Source organism: Paracoccus marinaquae (genome assembly GCF_018860165.1).
GTDB classification, from domain to species: Bacteria; Pseudomonadota; Alphaproteobacteria; order Rhodobacterales; family Rhodobacteraceae; genus Paracoccus; species Paracoccus marinaquae.
In genome coordinates, this window is the sequence record NZ_JAHKNG010000001.1 from 199229 (window position 1) to 218410 (window position 19182).

Below are 19182 nucleotides of genomic sequence, written 5' to 3' on the forward strand. Positions count from 1 at the left end.
GATGGCCCTGCCGCTGACCGTCACCGCCAACCTGCCCAGCCGCGCCTTCGACGCGACCGAGGATTTTTACGCCCGGCTGGGCTTTGCCCGCGCCTACCGGGACGACAACTGGATGATCCTGAAGCGCGGCGAGGCGCAGCTCGAGTTTTTTCCTCATCCCGACCTCGATCCGGGCGGCAGCTGGTTCAGCGCCTGTTTCCGCACCGAAGACCTTGAAGGACTGGCCGCCGAGTTCGCCGAACTGAACCTGCCCGCGCGGGGCAGGCCCTGCCTGACCGGCATCAGCCGGGTGACCGACGATCTGCGCATGTTCGCGCTGATCGACCCGGATGGCAGCCTGATCCGCTGCCTCGGCCCCTGAGCCGGGCGCCGGCTTGCACCGCGCTGCGGTTTGGCTGAAATATCCGGGCGAATCCCCGGGGTTGATCCCGGCAACAGGAAAGGGTGCGACCGATGATCCCGGTTCAAGGCGTCGAAGATCAGACCATTGCCGTTCTGGGACTTGGCCGGTCGGGCAAGGCCACCGCTGCCGCGCTGGCGGCAGGCGGCGCGCATGTGATCGCCTGGGATGACGGCAACGACACCCGCGCCAGCGCCGAGGCCGAGGGCATGCGCATCGTCGATCTGACCCGTGACGGCGCCTGGGAGGGGGTCACCGCCCTGATCACCTCGCCCGGCATCCCGCATCTTTACCCCAGGCCGCATCCGGTGATCGCCAGGGCCTATGCCCTCGGCGTGCCGGTCGACAACGATATCGGGCTGTTCTTCCGCAGCTATGCGACCGCCGACTGGGAGGGGTTCGACCGCATGCCGCGGGTGATCGCGGTGACCGGATCGAACGGCAAGTCCACCACCACGGCGCTGATCCATCACATCCTGCGGGAATGCGGACGGCCGACGCAGATGGGCGGAAATATCGGCACCGGCGTTCTGTCGCTGGAGCCCGCGCATGACGGCGAGGTGGTGGTGCTGGAACTGTCCAGCTATCAGACCGATCTGGCCCGCGCGCTGACCCCCGATGTCGCCGTCTTCACCAATCTGTCGCCCGATCATCTGGACCGGCATGGCGGGTTGGGCGGCTATTTCGCGGCCAAGCGGCGGCTGTTTGCGGAAGGCGGGCCGGATCGCGCCGTGATCGGCGTCGACGAGGCCGAGGGGCTATATCTGGCCGGGCAGATGTCCATGGCGCCCGCCGACGACCGGGTGATCCGCGTCTCGGCCGGACAGAAGCTGGACGGGCCGGGCTGGTCGGTCTTTGCCCGCAAGGGCTTTCTGGCCGAGTACCGCAAGGGGCGGCAGGCGGCCTCGATCGACCTGCGCGGGGTCAAGGGTCTGCCCGGCGCGCATAACCACCAGAACGCCTGCGCGGCCTATGCCGCCTGTCGCGCCGTCGGGCTGGCCCCGCGCGAGATCGAGGCGGCGTTTCACAGCTTTGCCGGCCTGCCGCATCGCAGCCAGTTGGTGGCCGAGATCGGCGGCGTCCGCTTCGTCAACGATTCCAAGGCCACCAATGTCGACGCCGCGGCCAAGGCGCTGCAGGCGTTCCCCCGGATCCGCTGGATCGCCGGCGGGCTGGCCAAGGAGGGCGGGATCGCCGGGCTGCTGCCGCATCTGGGGCAGGTGAGCAAGGCCTATCTGATCGGCCATTCCGCGCGCGATTTCGCGCTGGAGATCGGCCAGATCCCCCATGAGATCTCCGAGACCATGGAACAGGCGGTGACGCGGGCCGCGGCCGAGGCCGAGGCGGGCGATACCGTCCTGCTGGCCCCGGCCGCCGCCAGCTTCGACCAGTATCCCAATTTCGAGAAGCGCGGCGAGCATTTCACCGCGCTGGTCGAGGCCCTGCAGGGGCGTTGAGCCGGCTCAGATGTCGATCTCAACCCGGCCCAACGGGTTCGAGCAGCAGGCGAGGATCCAGCCCTCCTCGATGTCCTCATCGGTGATGCCGCCGTTATGGACCATATGCACCTCGCCCGACAGCTTCCTGACCTTGCAGGTGCCGCACAGGCCGAAGGTGCAGCCGGAGGGGATGTTCAGCCCCGCGCGCTTGGCGACGGCCAGCACGGTGTCGGTCTCGGCGCAGCCGGCCACGACATCGCTGCCGACAAAGCGGATCTGGGCCTTCGCCTCCTCGTCGGGGATGACATCCTCGATCACCGGCGCCTCGGCCTCGTTCGCCACCGGCGCACCGAAGCTTTCCTGATGATAGCGGTCCATGTCGTAGCCGAGCGAGATCAGCATGTCGCGGACCGATTGCATGAAGGGCTCGGGGCCGCAGCAGAACACCTCGCGCTCGAGGTAGTCGGGTGCCATCAGACCCAGCATGATCTGGCTGAGCCGGCCCTGATAGCCCGCCCAGGCCTTGAACGGCTCGGGCTCCTCGACTGTCAGGCGCAGCTGCAGACCGGGCAGGCGGCTGGCCATCTGCTGCATCCGTTCGCGGAAGATGATGTCCGAGGGGCGGCGGGCGGCATGGACGAAGATGATGTCCGGCATTTTGCCCGAATCCCAGGCCCATGTCGTCATCGACATCATCGGCGTGATCCCCGAGCCGGCCGAGATGAACAGGTATTTCTTCGCCGGATGGCGGTGGAAGCTGAAGATCCCCGACGGTCCATAGGCCCGGATCCGCATCCCCGGCTTCAGGTGATCCATCATCCAGCGCGTGGCGACCGAGGTCGATTGCGCCTTGGCCGTGACCGAGATCGACAGCGGCCGCGAGGACGAGGAGGACAGCGTATAGGTCCGCTGCACGTTGCCGCCCGGCACCGGCAGGTCCAGCGTGACGAACTGCCCCGGCTCATAGTCGAACCACGCGCCCGAGGGCGCGCGGAAGGTGAAGGTCCAGGTATCGGCGGTCTCGGGCACGATCTGGGTGCATTCCAGCATCTCGGAATCGTCCCAGGGCTCGGCGTTCCAGTTCAGTCGCTGCTTCTTCATCGCCGTGCTACTCCGCCGCGCTTTGCAGTCCCAGCCGGCTGGCCATGGTGGCGCAGTACCAGTCGACCAGATGGATCACCCCGGCCTCCTGCCGCGGCGAATAGGGGCCGGGCTCATAGGCGGGCGACAGGATGCCGGCCTGATTTTCCTCGACCACGCGGCGATCCTCGTCATTGGTGGCCAGCCAGACCTCGGTCAGCTTGGCCAGATCGTAGTCGCGGCCCTCGACCGCGTCCTTGTGGACCAGCCATTTCGTGGTGACCTCGGTCTCGGTGGGGCTGATCGGCAGAATGCGGAAGACGATCGCGTGATCGGGCAGGAAATGGTTCCAGCTTGACGGGAAGTGGTAGAACATCAGGCTGCCGGCGTCGTTCCACGGGATCGAGCCCATGCGCTGCATCACCGCCGCCTTGCCCGACATGGTAAAGCTTTCCTGATTGTCCATCAGCGGCGCACGCGCCATCCGCCACTGCATGTCGGGGGCGTTCACGAACCGCGCCGGCAGGCCCGCCGCGTCGCAGCGGTCCCAATGGGTCAGGATCTCGTTGCTGGCGGAATGCGGTCCTTCCATCACCGTCATCAGCGGATCGTCGGAATAGGTCCGGCACAGTTCGGGATGCGCACCGCCGCAGTGATAGCATTCGCGGTTGTTCTCCATCACCAGCTTCCAGTTGCCCTTCTCGACGATGGTCGAGCTGTGGGCGATCTTCGCGTCGCTCAGCCCGCTGGGGGCGAGATAGCGCATCAGGTTCTGGGCAAGCTCGTTGACCGCGGGCGGCACCTTGGCGACGCAGATGAAGACCATCCCGCCCAGGTCGATGCAATGGACCGGCTTCAGCCCGTATTTCGAGGCGTCGAACCCTTCGCCCATGTCGCGCGCATAAAGCAGCCTGCCGTCCAGATCGTAGGTCCACTGGTGGTAGGGGCAGACCAGCTTAGGGTTGCTGCCCGAGGCCTTGGCGCACAGCCGCTGGCCGCGATGGCGGCAGACATTGTGGAAGGCGCGGATGCGGCCATCGCCGCCCCGCACGATGATGACCGGAAAGGCGCCCAGTTGCAGGGTGGCGAAATTGCCGGCCTTGGGGATCTCGCAGGCCGGGACCGCGAAGACCCATTCCCGGTACCAGATCTGTTCCAGATCGTCGTGCAGGGTCTGCTGGTTGCAATAGAGATCGCGGGGCAGCGAATGGCCGGGCTGGCGTTGGGCGATCAGTTCGGCGGTCGAAAGGCTCATCTGGGTCATCTGGCACCTGTAATCGTTGGCGCGGGTTGGGGTTCCCGGCCAGCCTACCCGTGCCGCCGCGCCGAAACGGATGAATTGCGACCTCGCATCCTCGGTTTCAGACATCCGCCACCGTGCCATGAGCAAAACCGCAGGGACTGGCATTGCTGCCACAGCTATCTGTCCTGTGCCGGTCCCCGGCGGCGGGGCCGAATCAGCCCAGCGGAACGCGCGCGATCTGATGAAAGCTGCCAGCCTCATCCTCGCCGGCCAGCGTGATCGCATCGACCGGATGCGGGTCGGGCAGCAGCGGCGCCAGTTCCGGCGCCAGCGTCGCCAGAAGAATCTCGGCCTCGGGGGCGGTCATCCGGTCGCCCAGCGTCATGTGAAAGCGGAACTGGTCCATCACCCAAGGATAGCCCCAGCGATCCAGCAGCGCGCGCTGTGCCGCGGTCAGCCGTTCAGGGGCGCGGCGGGCGCGTTCCTCGGGCGTCGGGGGCGCGCGATGCTGGTCCAGATCGCGGACGATCCGCGCCGCGAGGTCGTGCAGGCCGGGGGCGGGCGCGGATGGAACCAGGGCCGGAAAGCCGTCCAGCAGGGCCAGTTGCAGTCCGCCCTGCAGCGAGACGGGTTCAAGAGCCGCGGCCAGATCACGCAGATCCGCCAGAAGGGCGGCTTCGCTGCTGTCCGGGGCCAGCCGGAACGGCGGCTTCAGCGTGGCGTGAAAGCCGTAGCGACGCGGCGACCGCGTCAGCGCCTCGATCCGCGCCGGCCTGACCTCGAAAGCCCTAGACCTGGCGATGTCCCAGCCCAGCCAGACCGCACCGAATTCGGCCAGCGGCCCGGTCGCGGTGTAGTAGATCGCGTAGCGGCGCCATTCGCCCATGTCTGACCTCGCTGGGGGGGTACACCGGAGGGACTTCGCGCCGGGTCCGGTCCTGCCCGTTTGCGGCCGATCCTGCCCGATCGCCCGGGCGATGGCCATATCCCGTCAAAGGGGCTTGATCCGATCGCATCGCCCACGGCAGGGCGGTGCCAGCCCGGCCTTGCTGACGTGACCCTGCCGTCCTATCAGGGTGCAGTCCAACGAAAGGCTTTAACCGATGCGCTCGACCGCCTCCTACTTTCGATGGCCGCTGATCGTGACGGTTCTGGGCGTCGCCCTGGCTGGCGCCCTGGGGTGGAGGTTCTCGGGGACGAGTGCGGGCGCGATCTCGTTTCTGGTGATCGCGGCGGTGCTGGCGGTGCTGGAAATCTCGCTCAGCTTCGACAATGCCATCGTCAATGCCAACAAGCTGAAAGAGATGTCGCCCGTCTGGCAGCGGCGCTTTCTGACCTGGGGCATCCTGATCGCGGTCTTCGGGATGCGGGTTATCTTTCCCCTGCTGATCGTCGTCATCGCCGCCCGGATCGGGCCGTGGCAGGCGATCGAACTGGCCGCGACCCGCCCGGCCGAATATGCCGAACTGATCCGGGGGGCGCATCTGCCCATCGCGGCTTTCGGTGGCTCGTTCCTGATGCTGGTCGCGCTGACCTTCTTCTTCGACCAGTCGAAGGAGGTGCATTGGATCGGCCGGCTGGAACGCGCATTGCGGTCCTGCGGATCGGTCCGGGGAATGGAGGTCGGGTTCGTTCTGGTCCTGATCCTCGTCTTCGTCTGGCTGCTGCCGGTGCGCGACGAAAAGCTGTTCATGTTCAGCGGCATGTGGGGGATCGTCACCTTCCTTGCGGTCGATGCCCTGGGGCATGTGCTGGACCGCTGGGGCGAGAGGCAGGGCAGCGCCGCCCGGGGCACGGCACAGGCCGGGCTGGGGGCGTTCCTGTATCTCGAGGTTCTGGACGCCTCGTTCAGCTTTGACGGGGTGATCGGGGCCTTCGCGCTGACCCAGAACCTGTTCCTGATCGCCATCGGCCTTGGCATCGGCGCGATGTATGTGCGCGCCATGACCGTGATGCTGGTCGAGCGCGGCACGCTGGCCGAGTTCCGTTATCTGGAGCATGGTGCCTTCTGGTCGATCCTCGTGCTGTCGATCATCATGTTCGGCCAGACCATGTGGCATCTGCCCGAGGTGGTGACCGGGCTTCTGGGGGCCTGCTTCATCGCCACGGCCTTTGTCAGTTCGGTGCTGTGGAACCGCCGCCATCACGGGCAGGGCGGCGAACACGGGTCCTGATCCCGACGAGACGCCGGCCAGAGACTGCTTGCGGCGGCCTCCTTGGCCGGCCCATAAAGGCCCATCAGCGGCAGAACTGGAACATTGGCCCATGCCCGGCGCCGACACGCCAACCCGGGACTCCCTCAGCGGCAGGCTGCTGCGCCCCGATGTCAGCCGGCTGTCCCCGGCCTATTTCGCGATGGTCATGGCAACCGGGATCGTTTCGCTGGCGGCCGACCAGATCGGGCTGCGGGGCGTCGCGGTGGCGTTGTTCGCCGTTGCGGGCATTGCCTATGTCGTGCTGTGGGGGCTGACGCTCATGCGCCTTCTGCGGCATCGCGCGCGGCTGCTGGCGGATATGTTCGATCATCTCCGCGGACCCGGCTTCTTCACCATGGTCGCGGCCTCCAGCGTGCTGGGCAGCGAGTTCGTGCTGCTGGCGGACCGCCCGGCCGCCGCTTTCGTTTTGTGGGGCGTTGCCGCCTTTCTGTGGTTCGGCCTGACCTACACGATCTTCACCGCCCTCACGATCAAGCAGGTCAAGCCGCCGCTGGATCAGGGAATCAGCGGGGCCTGGTTGCTGGCGGTGGTGGCGACGCAATCCATTGCCGTGCTGTCCACGCTGCTGGCCGTTCAGCTGCCGCAACCCTATCGGCTGGACCTGAACTTTCTGGCGCTGTCGATGTGGTTGTGGGGCGGCATGCTCTACATCTGGTTGATGTCGCTGATCTTCTATCGCTATGCGTTTTTCCGGTTCTCGCCGGGCGATCTGTCACCGCCCTACTGGATCAACATGGGGGCGATGGCGATTTCGACCCTGGCCGGGGCGCTGCTGATCCGGAATTCGCAGGACGCCCCGTTCCTGCATTCGATCGTTCCCTTCATGAAGGGCTTCACGGTGTTCTACTGGGCGACCGGAACCTGGTGGATCCCGATGCTGCTGATCCTCGGGGTCTGGCGGCATGTCTATATGCGCTTTCCGCTGCGCTATGATCCGCTGTACTGGGGGGCGGTCTTTCCGCTTGGCATGTATGCGGTCTCGACCCATCAGATGGCCCTCGCGCTGGAGTTCCATTTTCTCGACCCGCTGACCCGGACCTTTTCCGTCATCGCGCTGATCGTCTGGACGGTCGCGTTCCTAGCCTATCTCGTGAACCTGTTGCGGCCGCAAGGCGCGGCCTGAAAAGTGCCGGGCAGCCCTTGCCCGTTCGGGTAAGATCAGCCGGGCACGCCCGCAGGGATTTGCAGCTCGATCCGGCATTCCGGCAATTGTGCCATGGCCCGCACGGCTTCTTCCGGCGTCATCAGGCACAGCGCCGTGGACAGGCCGTCGGCCAGTGCGGCCTGCGGCGCGCTGACCGAGATCGTGTCCCACAGGGGCGGGCGGTCGTCGTGGGCCATGATATGCGGCATCTGCCGCGGGCCGATCCGGGTGGCGGAAGGCGAGGAGGTCGCCAGCGCCCGCGCGGACAGGATCAGGCGCTGGTGGACGCGCCCGCGGGCATCGGCGAGTTCCGCCCGCCAGCCATGGCTGCCAAGGGCGCGAACCTCGCCGGTGTCGATCAGCAGGTCGGTCAGGTCGTGGCGCGCGGCGGCGGCGGCCAGCTGGTCCGCGGCCCATCCCTGGGCGATGCCGTTGAAGGTCAGTGCCATGCCCGGACGCGCCAGCGAAACCTCGCGGTCCGACCAGCTCACGCCCTGCCAGCCGGTCACGGCGCGGCTTTCATCCGTTCCCCCGGCGCGTGCCAGCCAGAGCGGCTGGATGGTCGGATCGAACACGCCGCCGGTGATCCGGTGCAGCCGATCCGACAGCGCCAGAAGTTCGATCATCCCGTCTGCGGGAAAGCGCAGCCCGCCGATCCGGTTCAGCCGCTGGAGGTCGGAGGCGCGATGCAGCGAGAACAGGCTTTCGACATGGGCCAGCACACGCGCCGCCTCGGCGAAGAAGGCCCGGGCCTGCACCGCCGAGGCGCCTTGCAGGCGCAGGGTCACATCCGCGCCCATGGCCCGGCTGCGCCATTCATCCGTCGCCGCCAGTCCCGCGCGCGGCAGGGCGGCGGCGCAGGCGGTCAGGATCAGGAAGCGGCGGCGGTTCATGTGACCTCCGGTTGCGCCGGGGCGCTTCGGGCCCGGCGTTTCAGCACCGGGCAGGTCTGCGGATCGTTCATCACCACCTGGCAGCGCAGGCAGAGAACGCATTCATTCGGGTTGATCCGGCCAAGCGGGTCGATGGCGCCGACGGTGCATTTCGTCTCGCACAACCGGCATTCGCGGCCGCATTGCGGGCGACGCTTCAGCCAGTCGAAGATCTTCAGCTTGGCCGGGATCGCGAGCCCCGCCCCCAGCGGGCAGAGATAGCGGCAATAGAACCGCTCGATGAACAGTCCCGCCCCAAGCACCGCCACGACGAACAGAACGAAGGGCCAGGCGCGCATGAAGCGCATGGAGATCGCCGTCTTGAAGGGCTCGACCTCGGCCAGGATCAGCGCCTGCTCCATGCTGTAGAAGCTCAGCGCGACGATGGCCACGAACAGCGTGTACTTGATCACCCACAGCCGTTCATGCAGCGCCTGCGGCACCGCGATCTGCCGCACGCCCAGGCGTTGCGCGGCGATGTTCATCAGCTCCTGCAAGGCGCCGAAAGGACAGAGCCAGCCGCAGAACACGCCGCGCCCCCAGAACAGCAGGCCCAGGGCCACGGTGGACCAGATCAGGAAGATGATCGGCTCGATCAGGAAGGTTTCCCAGCGGAATCCCGACAACAGCGAATTCAGGAAGGCCACCACCTGCACCACCGAAAGCTGGCCGTTCAACCCCCAGCCCAGAACGAGCAGCGTGGTCAGCAGGAAGCCCAGCCGGACGCGGAACCACAGCTTGGGCCTGCGGACCAGTGCCTCCTGCCCGAACAGGATCAGGGCCAGAACGAACAGCATCAGCCCGACGATGACGATGCCGGGGATCTTGCGCATCCAGAATTCCTGCCACAGCGGAACCGGTGCCGTGTCGGCGAGGATATAGGTTTCGGGCAGCGAGATGGTGGTCCGAACGGGCAGTGACGCCTCGCCGCCATTCGTGGCCGCGCGGGTCGCGGTGACGATCAGGTCGAAGGGCCTTTGCGGGTCGATGCCGCCGGTGGCCGGGTCGGTGCTGATCCGGAACAGACTGATTTCCTTGAACTCCGGCACATCCGGCAGCGCAAGCTTTTCGACCATGGTGAAATCGTCGGTGGCTGGCCGGATCAGGCTGGTATCCTGCTGAAAGCCGATCCGCTCGAACTGCCCCGAGCGGCGCCATTCGGTTCCGCGCGGGCTCTGGACGCCGCGCGACATGACCGCGACCAGCGCCTCATCGGGTTGCAGCGCCCCGGTCACCGTGGTGAACAGCTGCGCCCCCAGCAGGTTGCGGCCGATCGTCGGCGGGTCGATCAGCCCGGCATAGATGTCCAGAAACGGCGCCTCCGAGGGTTGGATCGGAACCTTGGCGTCGGCAAGTGCACGGGCGGCATCCGCCATGGTGATCGTGCTGTGGCCAAAGGCGCCCTGCGCCAGCAACTCGCCCCAGGTCGCGGGCTGATAGCCGACCCGGTCGATGCCGCCGCCGCCAAGCCCCTGCGCCTGCGCCAGCACCCGCCCGCTGCGCAGGATGCCGTCACGGATGACCCCGGTCGACACGGTGGCGCGCGAGATCACGTCGGGCAGGTCGGGATCGGCGCCAAGCGCCGCATAATCGCGCATCAGGTCGGTGCCCCGGAACGCCTCGACATAGGCGGCGATATCGGCCTCGGATATCCCGAGGCTCAGCACTGGCTCGGTCTGCTGCACCAGTTTGGCGCCGGCGATGACCCCCTCGGGCGTCACCGCGACCAGCACGTCCAGCGGCTTGCCGGAATAGCCCGTCGTGGTCCCGATTTCCCAGGTCGAGCCGACCAACCCCAGCGGCTGCCCGGCTTGCGTGGCCCGCCAGCCGGGCACCGGTGTCTCGACGCGTTCCAGGGCAACGGGGCCGTCCTCGGCAAACAGTGCCTGCGCGGTTGCCGGATCGGGGGGCAGTGGGGCGGCCAGGGTGCTTGCGGCAAGACAAACCCAAACAAGCGGCAGGACAAGCCAACCAAGCAGCCGGTGCCGCGCTTCTGGGATATCGCTGGGCATCGTGATCCGATTCCATGTGTGCCCTATGCTCATCTCGCAAACAATGCGGGACATCTTTGATCAAAGTCAAAGTCAGCGGCGCGAATCTTGTTCAATAAGGGTACGGGACGCGATCTAGCCGATAGGATAGCCAGATGAGCAAGACGACATCCGTGACAACCAGGCGCCTGCTGGCGGCATCGGCATTGGCGCTATGCCTCGGGCCGCTTGCCGCGGCGGCTCAGGAACAGCCGGCGCTCAGCGACGAGGCCAAGGCCGCGCTGGAAGACCATGAGTCGAAGTCCGAAAACAAGTACGAGCCCTCGCTGGACGTGCTGGCCGAGGAGGATGTGACTGCCCCCGGTGCGCCCGAGGGCGTCGTCGCCATGACCGACGAGCAGTATAACGAGGCCAACAAGATCTATTTCGAGCGCTGCGCCGGCTGCCACGGCGTGTTGCGCAACGGCGCGACCGGCAAGGCGCTGACCCCGGATCTGACCCGCGAGTTGGGCTTTGAATACCTGCAGAGCTTCATCACCTACGGCTCGCCCGCCGGGATGCCGAACTGGGGCACCTCGGGCGAGTTGACGCCCGAGCAGGTCGATCTGATGGCCAACTACCTGCTGCAGGATCCGGCAGCCCCGCCGGAATTCGGCATGAGCGAAATGCGCGAAAGCTGGGTGGTGCATGTCCCGCCCGAGGACCGGCCGACGCAGCAGGAAAACGACTGGGATCTGGACAACCTGTTCAGCGTGACGCTGCGCGACGCGGGCCAGATTGCCCTGATCGACGGCACCAGCTATGAAATCAAGTCGGTGCTGGATACCGGCTATGCGGTGCATATCAGCCGCATGTCGGCCTCGGGCCGCTACCTCTTCGTGATCGGTCGCGATGCCAAGATCAACATGATCGACCTGTGGATGGCGGAACCCGATACCGTCGCCGAGATCAAGATCGGCTCCGAGGCGCGCTCGATCGAGACCTCGAAGATGGAGGGCTGGGAGGACAAATACGCCATCGCCGGCGCCTACTGGCCGCCGCAATATGTCATCATGGACGGCGAGACGCTGGAGCCGCTGAAGATCAAGTCCACCCGCGGCATGCTGTATGACGAGCAGCAGTACCACCCCGAACCGCGGGTCGCGGCGATCCTGGCCAGCCACTACCGGCCGGAATTCATCGTCAACGTGAAGGAGACGGGCAAGATCCTGCTGGTCGACTATACCGACCTGAAGAACCTCAAGACCACCGAGATCGAGGCCGAACGCTTCCTTCACGACGGCGGTCTGGACAGCACCAAGCGCTATTTCATCACCGCGGCGAACGCCCGCAACAAGCTGGTGGTGATCGACACGAAGGAAGGCAAGCTGGTCTCGATCGAGGATACCGGCGGCCAGACCCCGCATCCGGGGCGCGGCGCGAACTTCGTGCACCCGACGCTTGGCCCGGTCTGGGCGACCTCGCACCTGGGCGACGAATCCGTGGCGCTGATCGGCACCGACCCCGAGGGGCATCCGGACAACGCCTGGAAGATCGTCGATACCTTCCCGGCGCTTGGCGGCGGCTCGCTGTTCGTGAAGACGCATCCCAACTCGAAATATCTCTATGTGGATGCTACGCTGAACCCCGATGCCGAAACCTCGGGCTCGATCGCGGTCTTCGACACCACCACGCTGCCCGATCCCGAGACGGATCCGGAATTCATCACGCTTCCCATCGCGGAATGGGCCGGCATTGCCGAAGGCCAGCCGCGCGTGGTGCAGGGCGAGTTCAACAAGGAGGGCACCGAGGTCTGGTTCTCGGTCTGGAACGGCAAGGACCAGGAATCGGCCATCGTCGTGGTGGACGACAAGACGCTGGAACTGAAGCATGTCATCAAGGATGAGCGCCTGGTGACGCCGACCGGCAAGTTCAACGTCTACAACACCAAGACCGACACCTACTGATGCAGATGCCACGGGGCGGGCGACCATCATGCCCGCCCCGAGGCGCAGCTTGCACATGGAATTGTCCCTGATCCGAACAGTCTTGCGGGCCGGAAGGGCCGTGGCCCTGCTTCTGCTGGTGGCAGGTGCGGCCGATGCCGGATCGCCATTGCCCGAGCGTCAGGCCGAACTGCGCCACATGGTCAGGCAGGATTGCGGGTCATGCCATGGGCTGAGACTGACCGGCGGCCTTGGCCGCGCGATCACCTCGGAGGCGCTGGCCGGGCGCGATCCGGTTGACCTCATGGATGTGATTCTTGACGGAATGCCCGGCACCGCGATGCCCGGCTGGCGGCCTCTGCTGACCGAGGAAGAGGCGCGCTGGATTGCCGATTATCTGCTGACGGAGAGCGAATGATGCTGAAGGTTCTCGCCCTGACCGTTCTGGCCGCCCTTCCCGCCGCGGCCGCCGAGGATCTGCGCGGCACCGGCGACCTGGGTCTGATCGTCGAGCGCGAGGCCGGATCGCTGCTGGTCGTGGACCGCAGCGAACGCGCCGCCATCGGCCGGATCGAAGGCCTGGGTGACCTGTCCCACGCAAGCCTCGTCTATTCCCCCGACGAACGCTTCGCCTATGTCTTCGGCCGCGACGGCGGGCTGACCAAGGTCGATATCCTGACCCGGGCCATCGTCAGGCGCGTCGTGCAGGGCGGCAATTCCATCGGCGGCGCGATCTCGGATGACGGCCGCCTGATCGCGGTGGCCAATTACGAGCCCGGCGGGGTCAAGGTCTTCGACGCGGAGACGCTGGACCTGGTCGCGGATGTGCCGATGGGTTCGAAGACCGTGGGCATCGCCGATGTGCCGGGCAGCCGTTTCGCGGTGGCCACATGGGACACGGGCGAGGTCTGGATCCTCGACCATTCGCAGGACCCGGCGCAGCCCGTCATCACCCGGCTGGAAGGGATCGGCGCCAATCCCTATGACGCGCTGCTGACCGGCGACGGGCGCACCTATATCGTCGGGTTGTTCGGCGAGAAGGGGCTGACCGCCATTGATCTGTGGCAGGACCCGCCGCAGGTGACCCGCTTCCTGCCGGATTACGGCAAGAACCAGCCCGACCTGCCGGTCTACAAGATGCCGCATCTGCAGGGCTGGACACTGGCGGATGGCGTTTTCGCGCTGCCGGCGGTGGGACTGCACCAGCTTCTGTGGGTCGATGCCGAGGGCCTGACCGAGATCGCCCGCACCGATCTGGCGGGCCAGCCGGTCTTTGCGCTGGCCCGGCCCGACAAGCGCGAGGTCTGGGTGAATTTCGCCCCGCCCGACAACGACAAGGTGCAGGTGGTGGACGTGCTGACCCAGCAGGTCACCGACACACTGACCCCCGGCAAGGGTGTGCTGCACATGGAGTTCGCGCCCCGCGGGCGCGAGGTCTGGCTGTCGGTCCGCGACGAGAACCGGGTCGAGATCCGCGATACCCGCAGCCGCGAGGTTCTGGGTGAGATCGAGGCGCGCGCGCCCTCGGGCATCTTCTTCACCGACCGCGCGCACAGGACAGGGTTGTAGCCATGCCGAAGGACGAATTGGACCTCCGCCTTCTGGACGATTTTCAGCGCGACCTGCCGCTGGAACCGCGTCCCTTCGCCGCCATGGCCGAACGGCTGGACAGCGGCGAGGCCGAGGTGATCGCCCGGCTGCGCCGGCTGCGCGATGCCGGCCGCATCACCCGGGTCGGTGCCACCTGCCGGCCGAATACGGCAGGGGCCTCGACGCTGGCGGCATTGCAGGTGCCAACGGACCGCATCGACGAGGTTGCAGCCCTCGTCGGCGCCGAGCCGGGCGTCAACCATTCCTATCTGCGCGAGGATGACTGGAACCTGTGGCTGGTGGCGACCGCACCCGATGCCGCCGCGCTGGCCGATTGTCTCGCCCGGATCGAGGCGGCCAGCGGGCTTCGGGTGCTGTCCCTGCCGCTGGTTCGCGCCTTCAATATCGACCTGGGCTTTCCGCTGGAGGGGCCGCGGCGCTGCATGGCGCTGGACCGGCCCGCCGATATGGCGGCGCTCAGGCCCGGCGACCGCGCCCTGATGCAGGCCCTGTCCGAGGGGCTGGCGCTGGAGCCGCGCCCCTTCGCTGCGCTGGCCCGCGACCTGCGCCGCGACGAGGCCGAGGTGATTGCACGCATCGCGGCGCTGGCCGAGGCGCGGCTGCTGACCCGCGTCGGCGTGATCGTGCGTCACCGCGCCCTTGGCTGGCGCGAGAATGCCATGGTCGTCTGGCGTCTGCCCGAGGATCGGATCGAAGCTGCCGGAACGGCCCTCGCCGGCCTGCCCGGCGTGACACTGTGCTATCAGCGCCGCATCGTGCCGGGGGTCTGGGACTGGCCGCTGTTCTGCATGATCCACGCCCGTTCGCGCGACGAGGCGATGGCGGTCCTGGATCGCGCCCGCGACTTGCCCGAACTGGCCGGGACCGCGCACAAGATCCTGTTCTCGACCCGTTGTTTCCGCCAGCGTGGTGCGATCATCACCGAGACAGCGACGCGAAAGGAAAAGGCCGCATGAGACGCAAGACCCTGCCGCCCGAGGCGCTGGACGCCACCGACCGCGCCATCCTGAATGCCCTGCAAGAGGGCTTTCCGCTGTCGCCGAGGCCCTATGACGAGGCGGGCGTGGCGCTTGGGCTGGACGGCGCGGACCTGATCGACCGGCTGGCCCGGCTGCGCGAGATCGGCGCCATCACCCGCTTTGGCCCTTTCTTCGATGCCGCGGCGATGGGCGGGGCGTTCTGCCTCTGCGCGCTGTCGGCCCCCGAGGCCGATTTCGACCGCATCGCCGATCTGGTCAATGCCCATCCCGAGGTCGCCCATAACTACCAGCGCGACCATGCGCTGAACATGTGGTTCGTGCTGGCGACCGAGACGCAGGCGGGGATTGCCGAGACCTGCGCCCGGATCGAGGCCGAAACCGGGCTGAGCGTCTGGCAATTCCCGAAACTGGAAGAATTCTTCATCGGCTTCCGGGTGGCGGCATGAGCGGGCTCGATGCCATCGACCGCCGCCTGATCGCCGCCACCCAGGCCGGGTTGCCGCTGGTCGAGGCGCCTTACGCCCGGATCGCCGATGATCTGGGGCTCGGCGAGGCACAGGTGATCGACCGTCTTGCCGCGATGCAGGACAGCGGCGTGATCCGTCGCATCGCCATCGCGCCCAATCACTATGCCTTGGGAATGACCGCCAACGGCATGAGCGTCTGGGATGTCGATGACGCGCAGGCTTCCGCGCTTGGCCGGCAGGTCGGCGCGCTGGATTTCGTGACCCATTGCTATCTGCGGCCGCGCGCGCCGGTCTGGCGCTATAACCTGTTTGCCATGCTGCACGGCGCCTCGCGCGACGAGGTCGAGGCCAAGCGGGCCGAGCTTCGCGGCCTGCTGGGGGCTGCCTGTCGCGCCGATGATATCCTCTACTCCACCCGGATCCTGAAAAAGACCGGCCTGCGCCTGCGCGGCGACGGCTGAAAGGAGGCCCGATGTTTCGCCTGACCCAATATATGCACCAGCTTCGCGAACCGACGCCGCCGCGGCGGCGCGCACGACCGGGCGCGGTGAAGCCGGTGGTGATCTGGAACCTCACCCGCAGCTGCAACCTGAAATGCCGGCATTGCTATACCGTCTCGGCCGACCGGGAGTTTCCGGGCGAGCTGACGCATGAGCAGGCCATGGGCGTGCTGCACGACCTTTCGGATTTCCGCATTCCCGCGCTGATCCTGTCGGGCGGCGAGCCGATGTCGCGCTTTGATTTCTGGGAACTGGCGGCCGAGGCGCGCAGGCTGGATTTCCGCCACCTGTCGCTGTCCACGAACGGCACCAGGATCAATGCCGAAAACGTCGACCGGCTGGCCGATCTGGGCTTCGATTACGTCGGCATCTCGCTGGACGGGATCGGCGCGGTCAATGACTGGTTCCGCGGCGTCGAGGGGGCCTTCGATCAGGCGCTGGCCGGCGTCCGGGCCTGCAAGGCGCGCGGCATCAAGGTGGGCCTGCGCTTTACCATCACCGAAGGGAACAGCGATCACCTGCCGGCCATGCTGGACCTGTGCCGCGACGAAGGGGTGGACAAGTTCTACCTGTCGCATCTGGTCTATGCGGGCCGCGGCGACAAGCACCGGGGCGAGGACGCCGAGCATTCGCATACCCGCCGCGCCATGGATCTGCTGATCGAACGCGCCTGGGCCGCCGTCGAGGCCGGCGAGGCGCTGGAGGTCGTGACCGGCAACAACGACGCGGATGCGGTCTATTTCCTGCGTTGGGCCGAGGATCGGTTCGCCCCCGACCGGATCGCCAATCTGCGCGCCCATCTTGAAACCTGGGGCGGCAATTCCTCGGGTCTTGGTGTCGGCAATATCGACCCGCAGGGCAAGGTCCATCCCGATACCTACTGGTCGGACTATACTGTGGGTTCGGTCAAGGAACGGCCGTTCTCGGAGATCTGGACCGGCGATGACCCGATCCTCGCCACCCTGCGCACCCGGCCGCGCCCGTTGAAGGGGCGCTGTGGCGCCTGTGCCTATCAGCAGGTCTGCGGCGGCAATACCCGTATCCGGGCGCTGCAACTGACCGGCGATCCATGGGCCGAGGATCCGGCCTGCTATCTCTCGGGGGCCGAGATCGGCGCGACCGGGGCCGATCTGGAACGCCTGACCGTCACTCCCTTCCGCGGAAAGAGCCATGATCCGGCGCATCGTTTTATCTAGCCTGCTGGCCGCAGCGCCACTGTTTGCCCAGGCCGATCCCGCCGCCGATTACGCCGAGAACTGCGCCACCTGCCACGGCGCGGATCGTCTGGGCGGGACCGGCCCGGCGCTGATCCCCGAAACGCTGGGGCGGGTGAAGGGGATCGACCGGGTGATCGCCGAGGGCCGCGTCTCGACCCAGATGGCGGGCTTTGCCGACACGCTGGATGGCACGCGGATCGCGGCGCTGGTCGATTACGTCACCGCGCCGCTGGCGCAGAGCCCGGACTGGCGCCCGGATGACGTTGCCGCCAGCCGCGAGATGAATGCCGATTACCAGCCCGCCGAGGCGCCGGTCTTCGACGCCGATCCGATGAACATCACGCTGGTCGTGGAAACCGGCGATCACCATGTCAGCGTGCTGGATGGCGACACATTCGAGGTGCTGGACCGCTTTGCCACGCCGTTCGCCGTGCATGGCGGGCCGAAATTCAGCCCCGACGGGCGTTTCGTCTTCATCATGTCGCGGGACGGCTGGGTGCAGAAATACGATATCTGGTCCCTGCAGGAGGTCGGCCGCATCCGCGCCGGGCTGAACAGCCGCAACATCGCCATCAGCCGGGACGGCAAATGGCTGGCCGTGGCCAATTACCTGCCGGCCAGCCTGACCATCCTCGACAGCAGCGATCTGAGCCCGGCGAAGGTTATCGACGTGCTGGCCCGCGACAAGACCCCCAGCCGGGTCAGCGCCGTCTATCAGGCGCCCAGCCGCGACAGCTTCATCCTGGCGCTGAAGGACGCCCCCGAGATCTGGGAGGTGGCGACCAGCCCGGATGCCGGCCCCTTCCATGACGGCTTCGTTCACAGCTATGAGGTCGGCATGAAAGAGGCGCTTGGCGCCGAGCAGGGCCTTTTCGCCCGCCGCCGCATCGTCATCGACGAGCCGGTGGACGATTTCTTCTTCTCGCCCGACTACAGCGAGCTGATCGGCGCGAACCGCGACGGCAACAAGGGCGTGGTGGTCAATCTGGATGTCGGCCGGATCATCGCCGAATTGCCGTTGCCCGGTCTGCCGCATCTGGGAAGCGGCATCACCTGGGAACGCGACGGCCGCCGGGTCATGGCCTCGCCGCATCTGGGCGAAGGCGTGCTGTCGGTGATCGACATGCAGGACTGGACGCTGGTCAAGCAGATCAAGACCGACGGGCCGGGGTTCTTTTTGCGCAGCCACGATGCCAGCCCCTATCTCTGGGCGGATGTGTTCTTCGGTCCGAACAGGGACAGGATGCATGTCATCGACAAGGAGACGCTCGAGATCGTCAGGACGCTGGCACCGTTCCCCGGCCAGACCTTCGCCCATGCCGAGTTCACCCGCGACGGCAGCCATGTTCTGGTCTCGCTGTGGGAAGATGATGGCGCCGTGGTCGTCTATGACGCCAGGACGCTGGAAGAGGTGAAGCGCCTGCCGATGCGCAAGCCCTCGGGGAAATACAATGTCTGGAACAAGATCACCTTCGAGGATGGCACCAGCCACTGACCGGGTCGGCGGCGGGGCAGGTGGCCCGCCCGACGCGGCGGGAACAGGGGAAGGGTGTCAGGCGTCCTGCGCGGACAGGCTGTCGCGCAGGCGGCGGAAGACGTCGCGCAAAGCGTCCAGATCCTCGTCGCCAAGCTCGGCGAACAGCCGGTCGATCAACTCGCGATGCCGGGCGGCGAGGATCTCGAACCGGGCGATCCCTTCGGCGGTCAGCGTGACGGTGATGCGCCGGCGATCCTCTTCGGAATAGAGCCGCCTCACCAGCCCGTCCTGAACCAGCCGGCTGACCACCGTCGTCGTGTTGCCGTTGGAGATCAGCAGGGTGCGTGACAGGTCGGTCATCGTCAGACCCTCGCGGCGGCGATACAACGCAGCCATGACATCAAAGCGCGGCAGCGTCGTGTCGAAATCCACCCGCAGGAATTCCCGCAACTGGTTTTCGACCTGACGGGTCACGCCCAGCATCCGTATCCACAGCTTCAGCCGCCGCGTCGCCAGCGCGCTGCTTTCCGAGGGAACTGCCATCCGCTGCTTGTCCTGCA

18 protein-coding genes are annotated in these 19182 nt (G+C 66.8%); 12 read left to right on the plus strand and 6 right to left on the minus strand.

The features are described 5' to 3' along the window. Window position 1: 1 nt before the first annotated feature. On the plus strand, window positions 2–361 hold the full coding sequence (locus tag KNW02_RS21190) for a DUF8817 family protein (RefSeq protein ID WP_216031387.1): 360 nt from the start codon (window positions 2–4) through the stop codon (window positions 359–361). A 92-nt stretch (window positions 362–453) separates the two neighbouring features. After that, entirely contained in the window at window positions 454–1857 is a 1404-nt protein-coding gene (murD, locus tag KNW02_RS01045; RefSeq protein WP_216031388.1) for a UDP-N-acetylmuramoyl-L-alanine--D-glutamate ligase, read from the plus strand. 6 nt (window positions 1858–1863) lie between these two features. Here murD and KNW02_RS01050 read toward each other — a convergent pair whose 3' ends face one another. From KNW02_RS01050 to KNW02_RS01060, 3 genes are all read right to left on the minus strand, one after another. Continuing rightward, window positions 1864–2940: an FAD-binding oxidoreductase gene (locus KNW02_RS01050; protein WP_216031389.1), complete on the minus strand. Its 1077-nt coding sequence runs from the start codon at window positions 2938–2940 to the stop codon at window positions 1864–1866. Window positions 2941–2947: 7 nt separating this feature from the next. Next, the gene (locus KNW02_RS01055) at window positions 2948–4183 is read right to left on the minus strand and encodes an aromatic ring-hydroxylating oxygenase subunit alpha (RefSeq protein ID WP_431356725.1); all 1236 of its coding nucleotides are present in this window, start codon (window positions 4181–4183) and stop codon (window positions 2948–2950) included. 193 nt (window positions 4184–4376) lie between these two features. After that, on the minus strand, window positions 4377–5048 hold the full coding sequence (locus tag KNW02_RS01060; protein WP_216031391.1) for a DUF1045 domain-containing protein: 672 nt from the start codon (window positions 5046–5048) through the stop codon (window positions 4377–4379). Window positions 5049–5265: 217 nt separating this feature from the next. Between KNW02_RS01060 and KNW02_RS01065 the strand changes: the two genes are divergently transcribed. Then, window positions 5266–6336, plus strand: a complete 1071-nt coding sequence (locus KNW02_RS01065; RefSeq protein WP_216031392.1) for a DUF475 domain-containing protein — start codon at window positions 5266–5268, stop codon at window positions 6334–6336. A 91-nt stretch (window positions 6337–6427) separates the two neighbouring features. After that, a complete protein-coding gene (locus KNW02_RS01070; protein ID WP_216031393.1) occupies window positions 6428–7501 on the plus strand; it encodes a tellurite resistance/C4-dicarboxylate transporter family protein in 1074 nt (357 codons plus the stop codon). Between the two features lie 35 nt (window positions 7502–7536). On the opposite strand, the gene KNW02_RS01075 is transcribed toward KNW02_RS01070, so the two are convergent. Beyond that, on the minus strand, window positions 7537–8415 hold the full coding sequence (locus KNW02_RS01075) for an FAD:protein FMN transferase (RefSeq protein ID WP_216031394.1): 879 nt from the start codon (window positions 8413–8415) through the stop codon (window positions 7537–7539). After that, a complete protein-coding gene (locus KNW02_RS01080) occupies window positions 8412–10466 on the minus strand; it encodes a NosR/NirI family protein (protein ID WP_216031395.1) in 2055 nt (684 codons plus the stop codon). The genes KNW02_RS01075 and KNW02_RS01080 overlap by 4 nt, the downstream gene beginning before the upstream one ends. Window positions 10467–10600: 134 nt before the next feature. Between KNW02_RS01080 and KNW02_RS01085 the strand changes: the two genes are divergently transcribed. Genes KNW02_RS01085 through KNW02_RS01120 form a run of 8 tightly spaced genes read left to right on the plus strand, consistent with a single transcriptional unit; the run spans window position 10601 to window position 18640 of the window. Then, on the plus strand, window positions 10601–12391 hold the full coding sequence (locus KNW02_RS01085; RefSeq protein WP_252733322.1) for a nitrite reductase: 1791 nt from the start codon (window positions 10601–10603) through the stop codon (window positions 12389–12391). A gap of 55 nt (window positions 12392–12446) precedes the next feature. Then, window positions 12447–12788 (plus strand): c-type cytochrome, encoded by a 342-nt coding sequence (locus KNW02_RS01090; protein ID WP_216031396.1) that lies wholly within the window; start codon window positions 12447–12449, stop codon window positions 12786–12788. After that, window positions 12788–13939, plus strand: coding sequence for a cytochrome D1 domain-containing protein (locus KNW02_RS01095; RefSeq protein WP_284438402.1), 1152 nt, complete (start codon window positions 12788–12790; stop codon window positions 13937–13939). Before KNW02_RS01090 ends, KNW02_RS01095 begins: the two co-directional genes overlap by 1 nt. A 2-nt stretch (window positions 13940–13941) precedes the next feature. After that, the gene (ahbB, locus tag KNW02_RS01100; protein ID WP_216031398.1) at window positions 13942–14937 is read left to right on the plus strand and encodes a siroheme decarboxylase subunit beta; all 996 of its coding nucleotides are present in this window, start codon (window positions 13942–13944) and stop codon (window positions 14935–14937) included. Next, on the plus strand, window positions 14934–15407 hold the full coding sequence (locus tag KNW02_RS01105; protein ID WP_216031399.1) for an Lrp/AsnC family transcriptional regulator: 474 nt from the start codon (window positions 14934–14936) through the stop codon (window positions 15405–15407). Before ahbB (KNW02_RS01100) ends, KNW02_RS01105 begins: the two co-directional genes overlap by 4 nt. Beyond that, window positions 15404–15889, plus strand: coding sequence for a siroheme decarboxylase subunit beta (gene ahbB, locus KNW02_RS01110; RefSeq protein ID WP_216031400.1), 486 nt, complete (start codon window positions 15404–15406; stop codon window positions 15887–15889). Before KNW02_RS01105 ends, ahbB (KNW02_RS01110) begins: the two co-directional genes overlap by 4 nt. Before the next feature lie 11 nt (window positions 15890–15900). After that, window positions 15901–17124 (plus strand): heme d1 biosynthesis radical SAM protein NirJ, encoded by a 1224-nt coding sequence (gene nirJ, locus KNW02_RS01115; RefSeq protein WP_216031401.1) that lies wholly within the window; start codon window positions 15901–15903, stop codon window positions 17122–17124. Beyond that, a complete protein-coding gene (locus tag KNW02_RS01120) occupies window positions 17099–18640 on the plus strand; it encodes a nitrite reductase (protein WP_216031402.1) in 1542 nt (513 codons plus the stop codon). Before nirJ ends, KNW02_RS01120 begins: the two co-directional genes overlap by 26 nt. Window positions 18641–18697: 57 nt before the next feature. Here the strand turns inward: KNW02_RS01120 and KNW02_RS01125 are convergent, their stop codons facing one another. Further along, entirely contained in the window at window positions 18698–19165 is a 468-nt protein-coding gene (locus KNW02_RS01125; protein WP_216031403.1) for a MarR family winged helix-turn-helix transcriptional regulator, read from the minus strand. Window positions 19166–19182: the final 17 nt, after the last annotated feature.

Excerpts from the sequence above, each read along its gene's own strand:
- KNW02_RS01060 (WP_216031391.1), bottom strand. The coding sequence starts at position 5,048 with ATGGGCGAATGGCGCCGCTACGCGATCTACTACACCGCGACCGGGCCG.
- KNW02_RS01090 (WP_216031396.1), top strand. The coding sequence starts at position 12,447 with ATGGAATTGTCCCTGATCCGAACAGTCTTGCGGGCCGGAAGGGCCGTG.
- KNW02_RS01075 (WP_216031394.1), bottom strand. The coding sequence starts at position 8,415 with ATGAACCGCCGCCGCTTCCTGATCCTGACCGCCTGCGCCGCCGCCCTG.
- nirJ (WP_216031401.1), top strand. The coding sequence starts at position 15,901 with ATGTTTCGCCTGACCCAATATATGCACCAGCTTCGCGAACCGACGCCG.
- ahbB (WP_216031398.1), top strand. The coding sequence starts at position 13,942 with ATGCCGAAGGACGAATTGGACCTCCGCCTTCTGGACGATTTTCAGCGC.
- KNW02_RS01105 (WP_216031399.1), top strand. The coding sequence starts at position 14,934 with ATGAGACGCAAGACCCTGCCGCCCGAGGCGCTGGACGCCACCGACCGC.
- murD (WP_216031388.1), top strand. The coding sequence starts at position 454 with ATGATCCCGGTTCAAGGCGTCGAAGATCAGACCATTGCCGTTCTGGGA.
- KNW02_RS21190 (WP_216031387.1), top strand. The coding sequence starts at position 2 with ATGGCCCTGCCGCTGACCGTCACCGCCAACCTGCCCAGCCGCGCCTTC.
- KNW02_RS01080 (WP_216031395.1), bottom strand. The coding sequence starts at position 10,466 with ATGCCCAGCGATATCCCAGAAGCGCGGCACCGGCTGCTTGGTTGGCTT.
- ahbB (WP_216031400.1), top strand. The coding sequence starts at position 15,404 with ATGAGCGGGCTCGATGCCATCGACCGCCGCCTGATCGCCGCCACCCAG.
- KNW02_RS01125 (WP_216031403.1), bottom strand. The coding sequence starts at position 19,165 with ATGGCAGTTCCCTCGGAAAGCAGCGCGCTGGCGACGCGGCGGCTGAAG.
- KNW02_RS01120 (WP_216031402.1), top strand. The coding sequence starts at position 17,099 with ATGATCCGGCGCATCGTTTTATCTAGCCTGCTGGCCGCAGCGCCACTG.
- KNW02_RS01055 (WP_431356725.1), bottom strand. The coding sequence starts at position 4,183 with ATGACCCAGATGAGCCTTTCGACCGCCGAACTGATCGCCCAACGCCAG.
- KNW02_RS01095 (WP_284438402.1), top strand. The coding sequence starts at position 12,788 with ATGCTGAAGGTTCTCGCCCTGACCGTTCTGGCCGCCCTTCCCGCCGCG.
- KNW02_RS01050 (WP_216031389.1), bottom strand. The coding sequence starts at position 2,940 with ATGAAGAAGCAGCGACTGAACTGGAACGCCGAGCCCTGGGACGATTCC.
- KNW02_RS01065 (WP_216031392.1), top strand. The coding sequence starts at position 5,266 with ATGCGCTCGACCGCCTCCTACTTTCGATGGCCGCTGATCGTGACGGTT.
- KNW02_RS01070 (WP_216031393.1), top strand. The coding sequence starts at position 6,428 with ATGCCCGGCGCCGACACGCCAACCCGGGACTCCCTCAGCGGCAGGCTG.
- KNW02_RS01085 (WP_252733322.1), top strand. The coding sequence starts at position 10,601 with ATGAGCAAGACGACATCCGTGACAACCAGGCGCCTGCTGGCGGCATCG.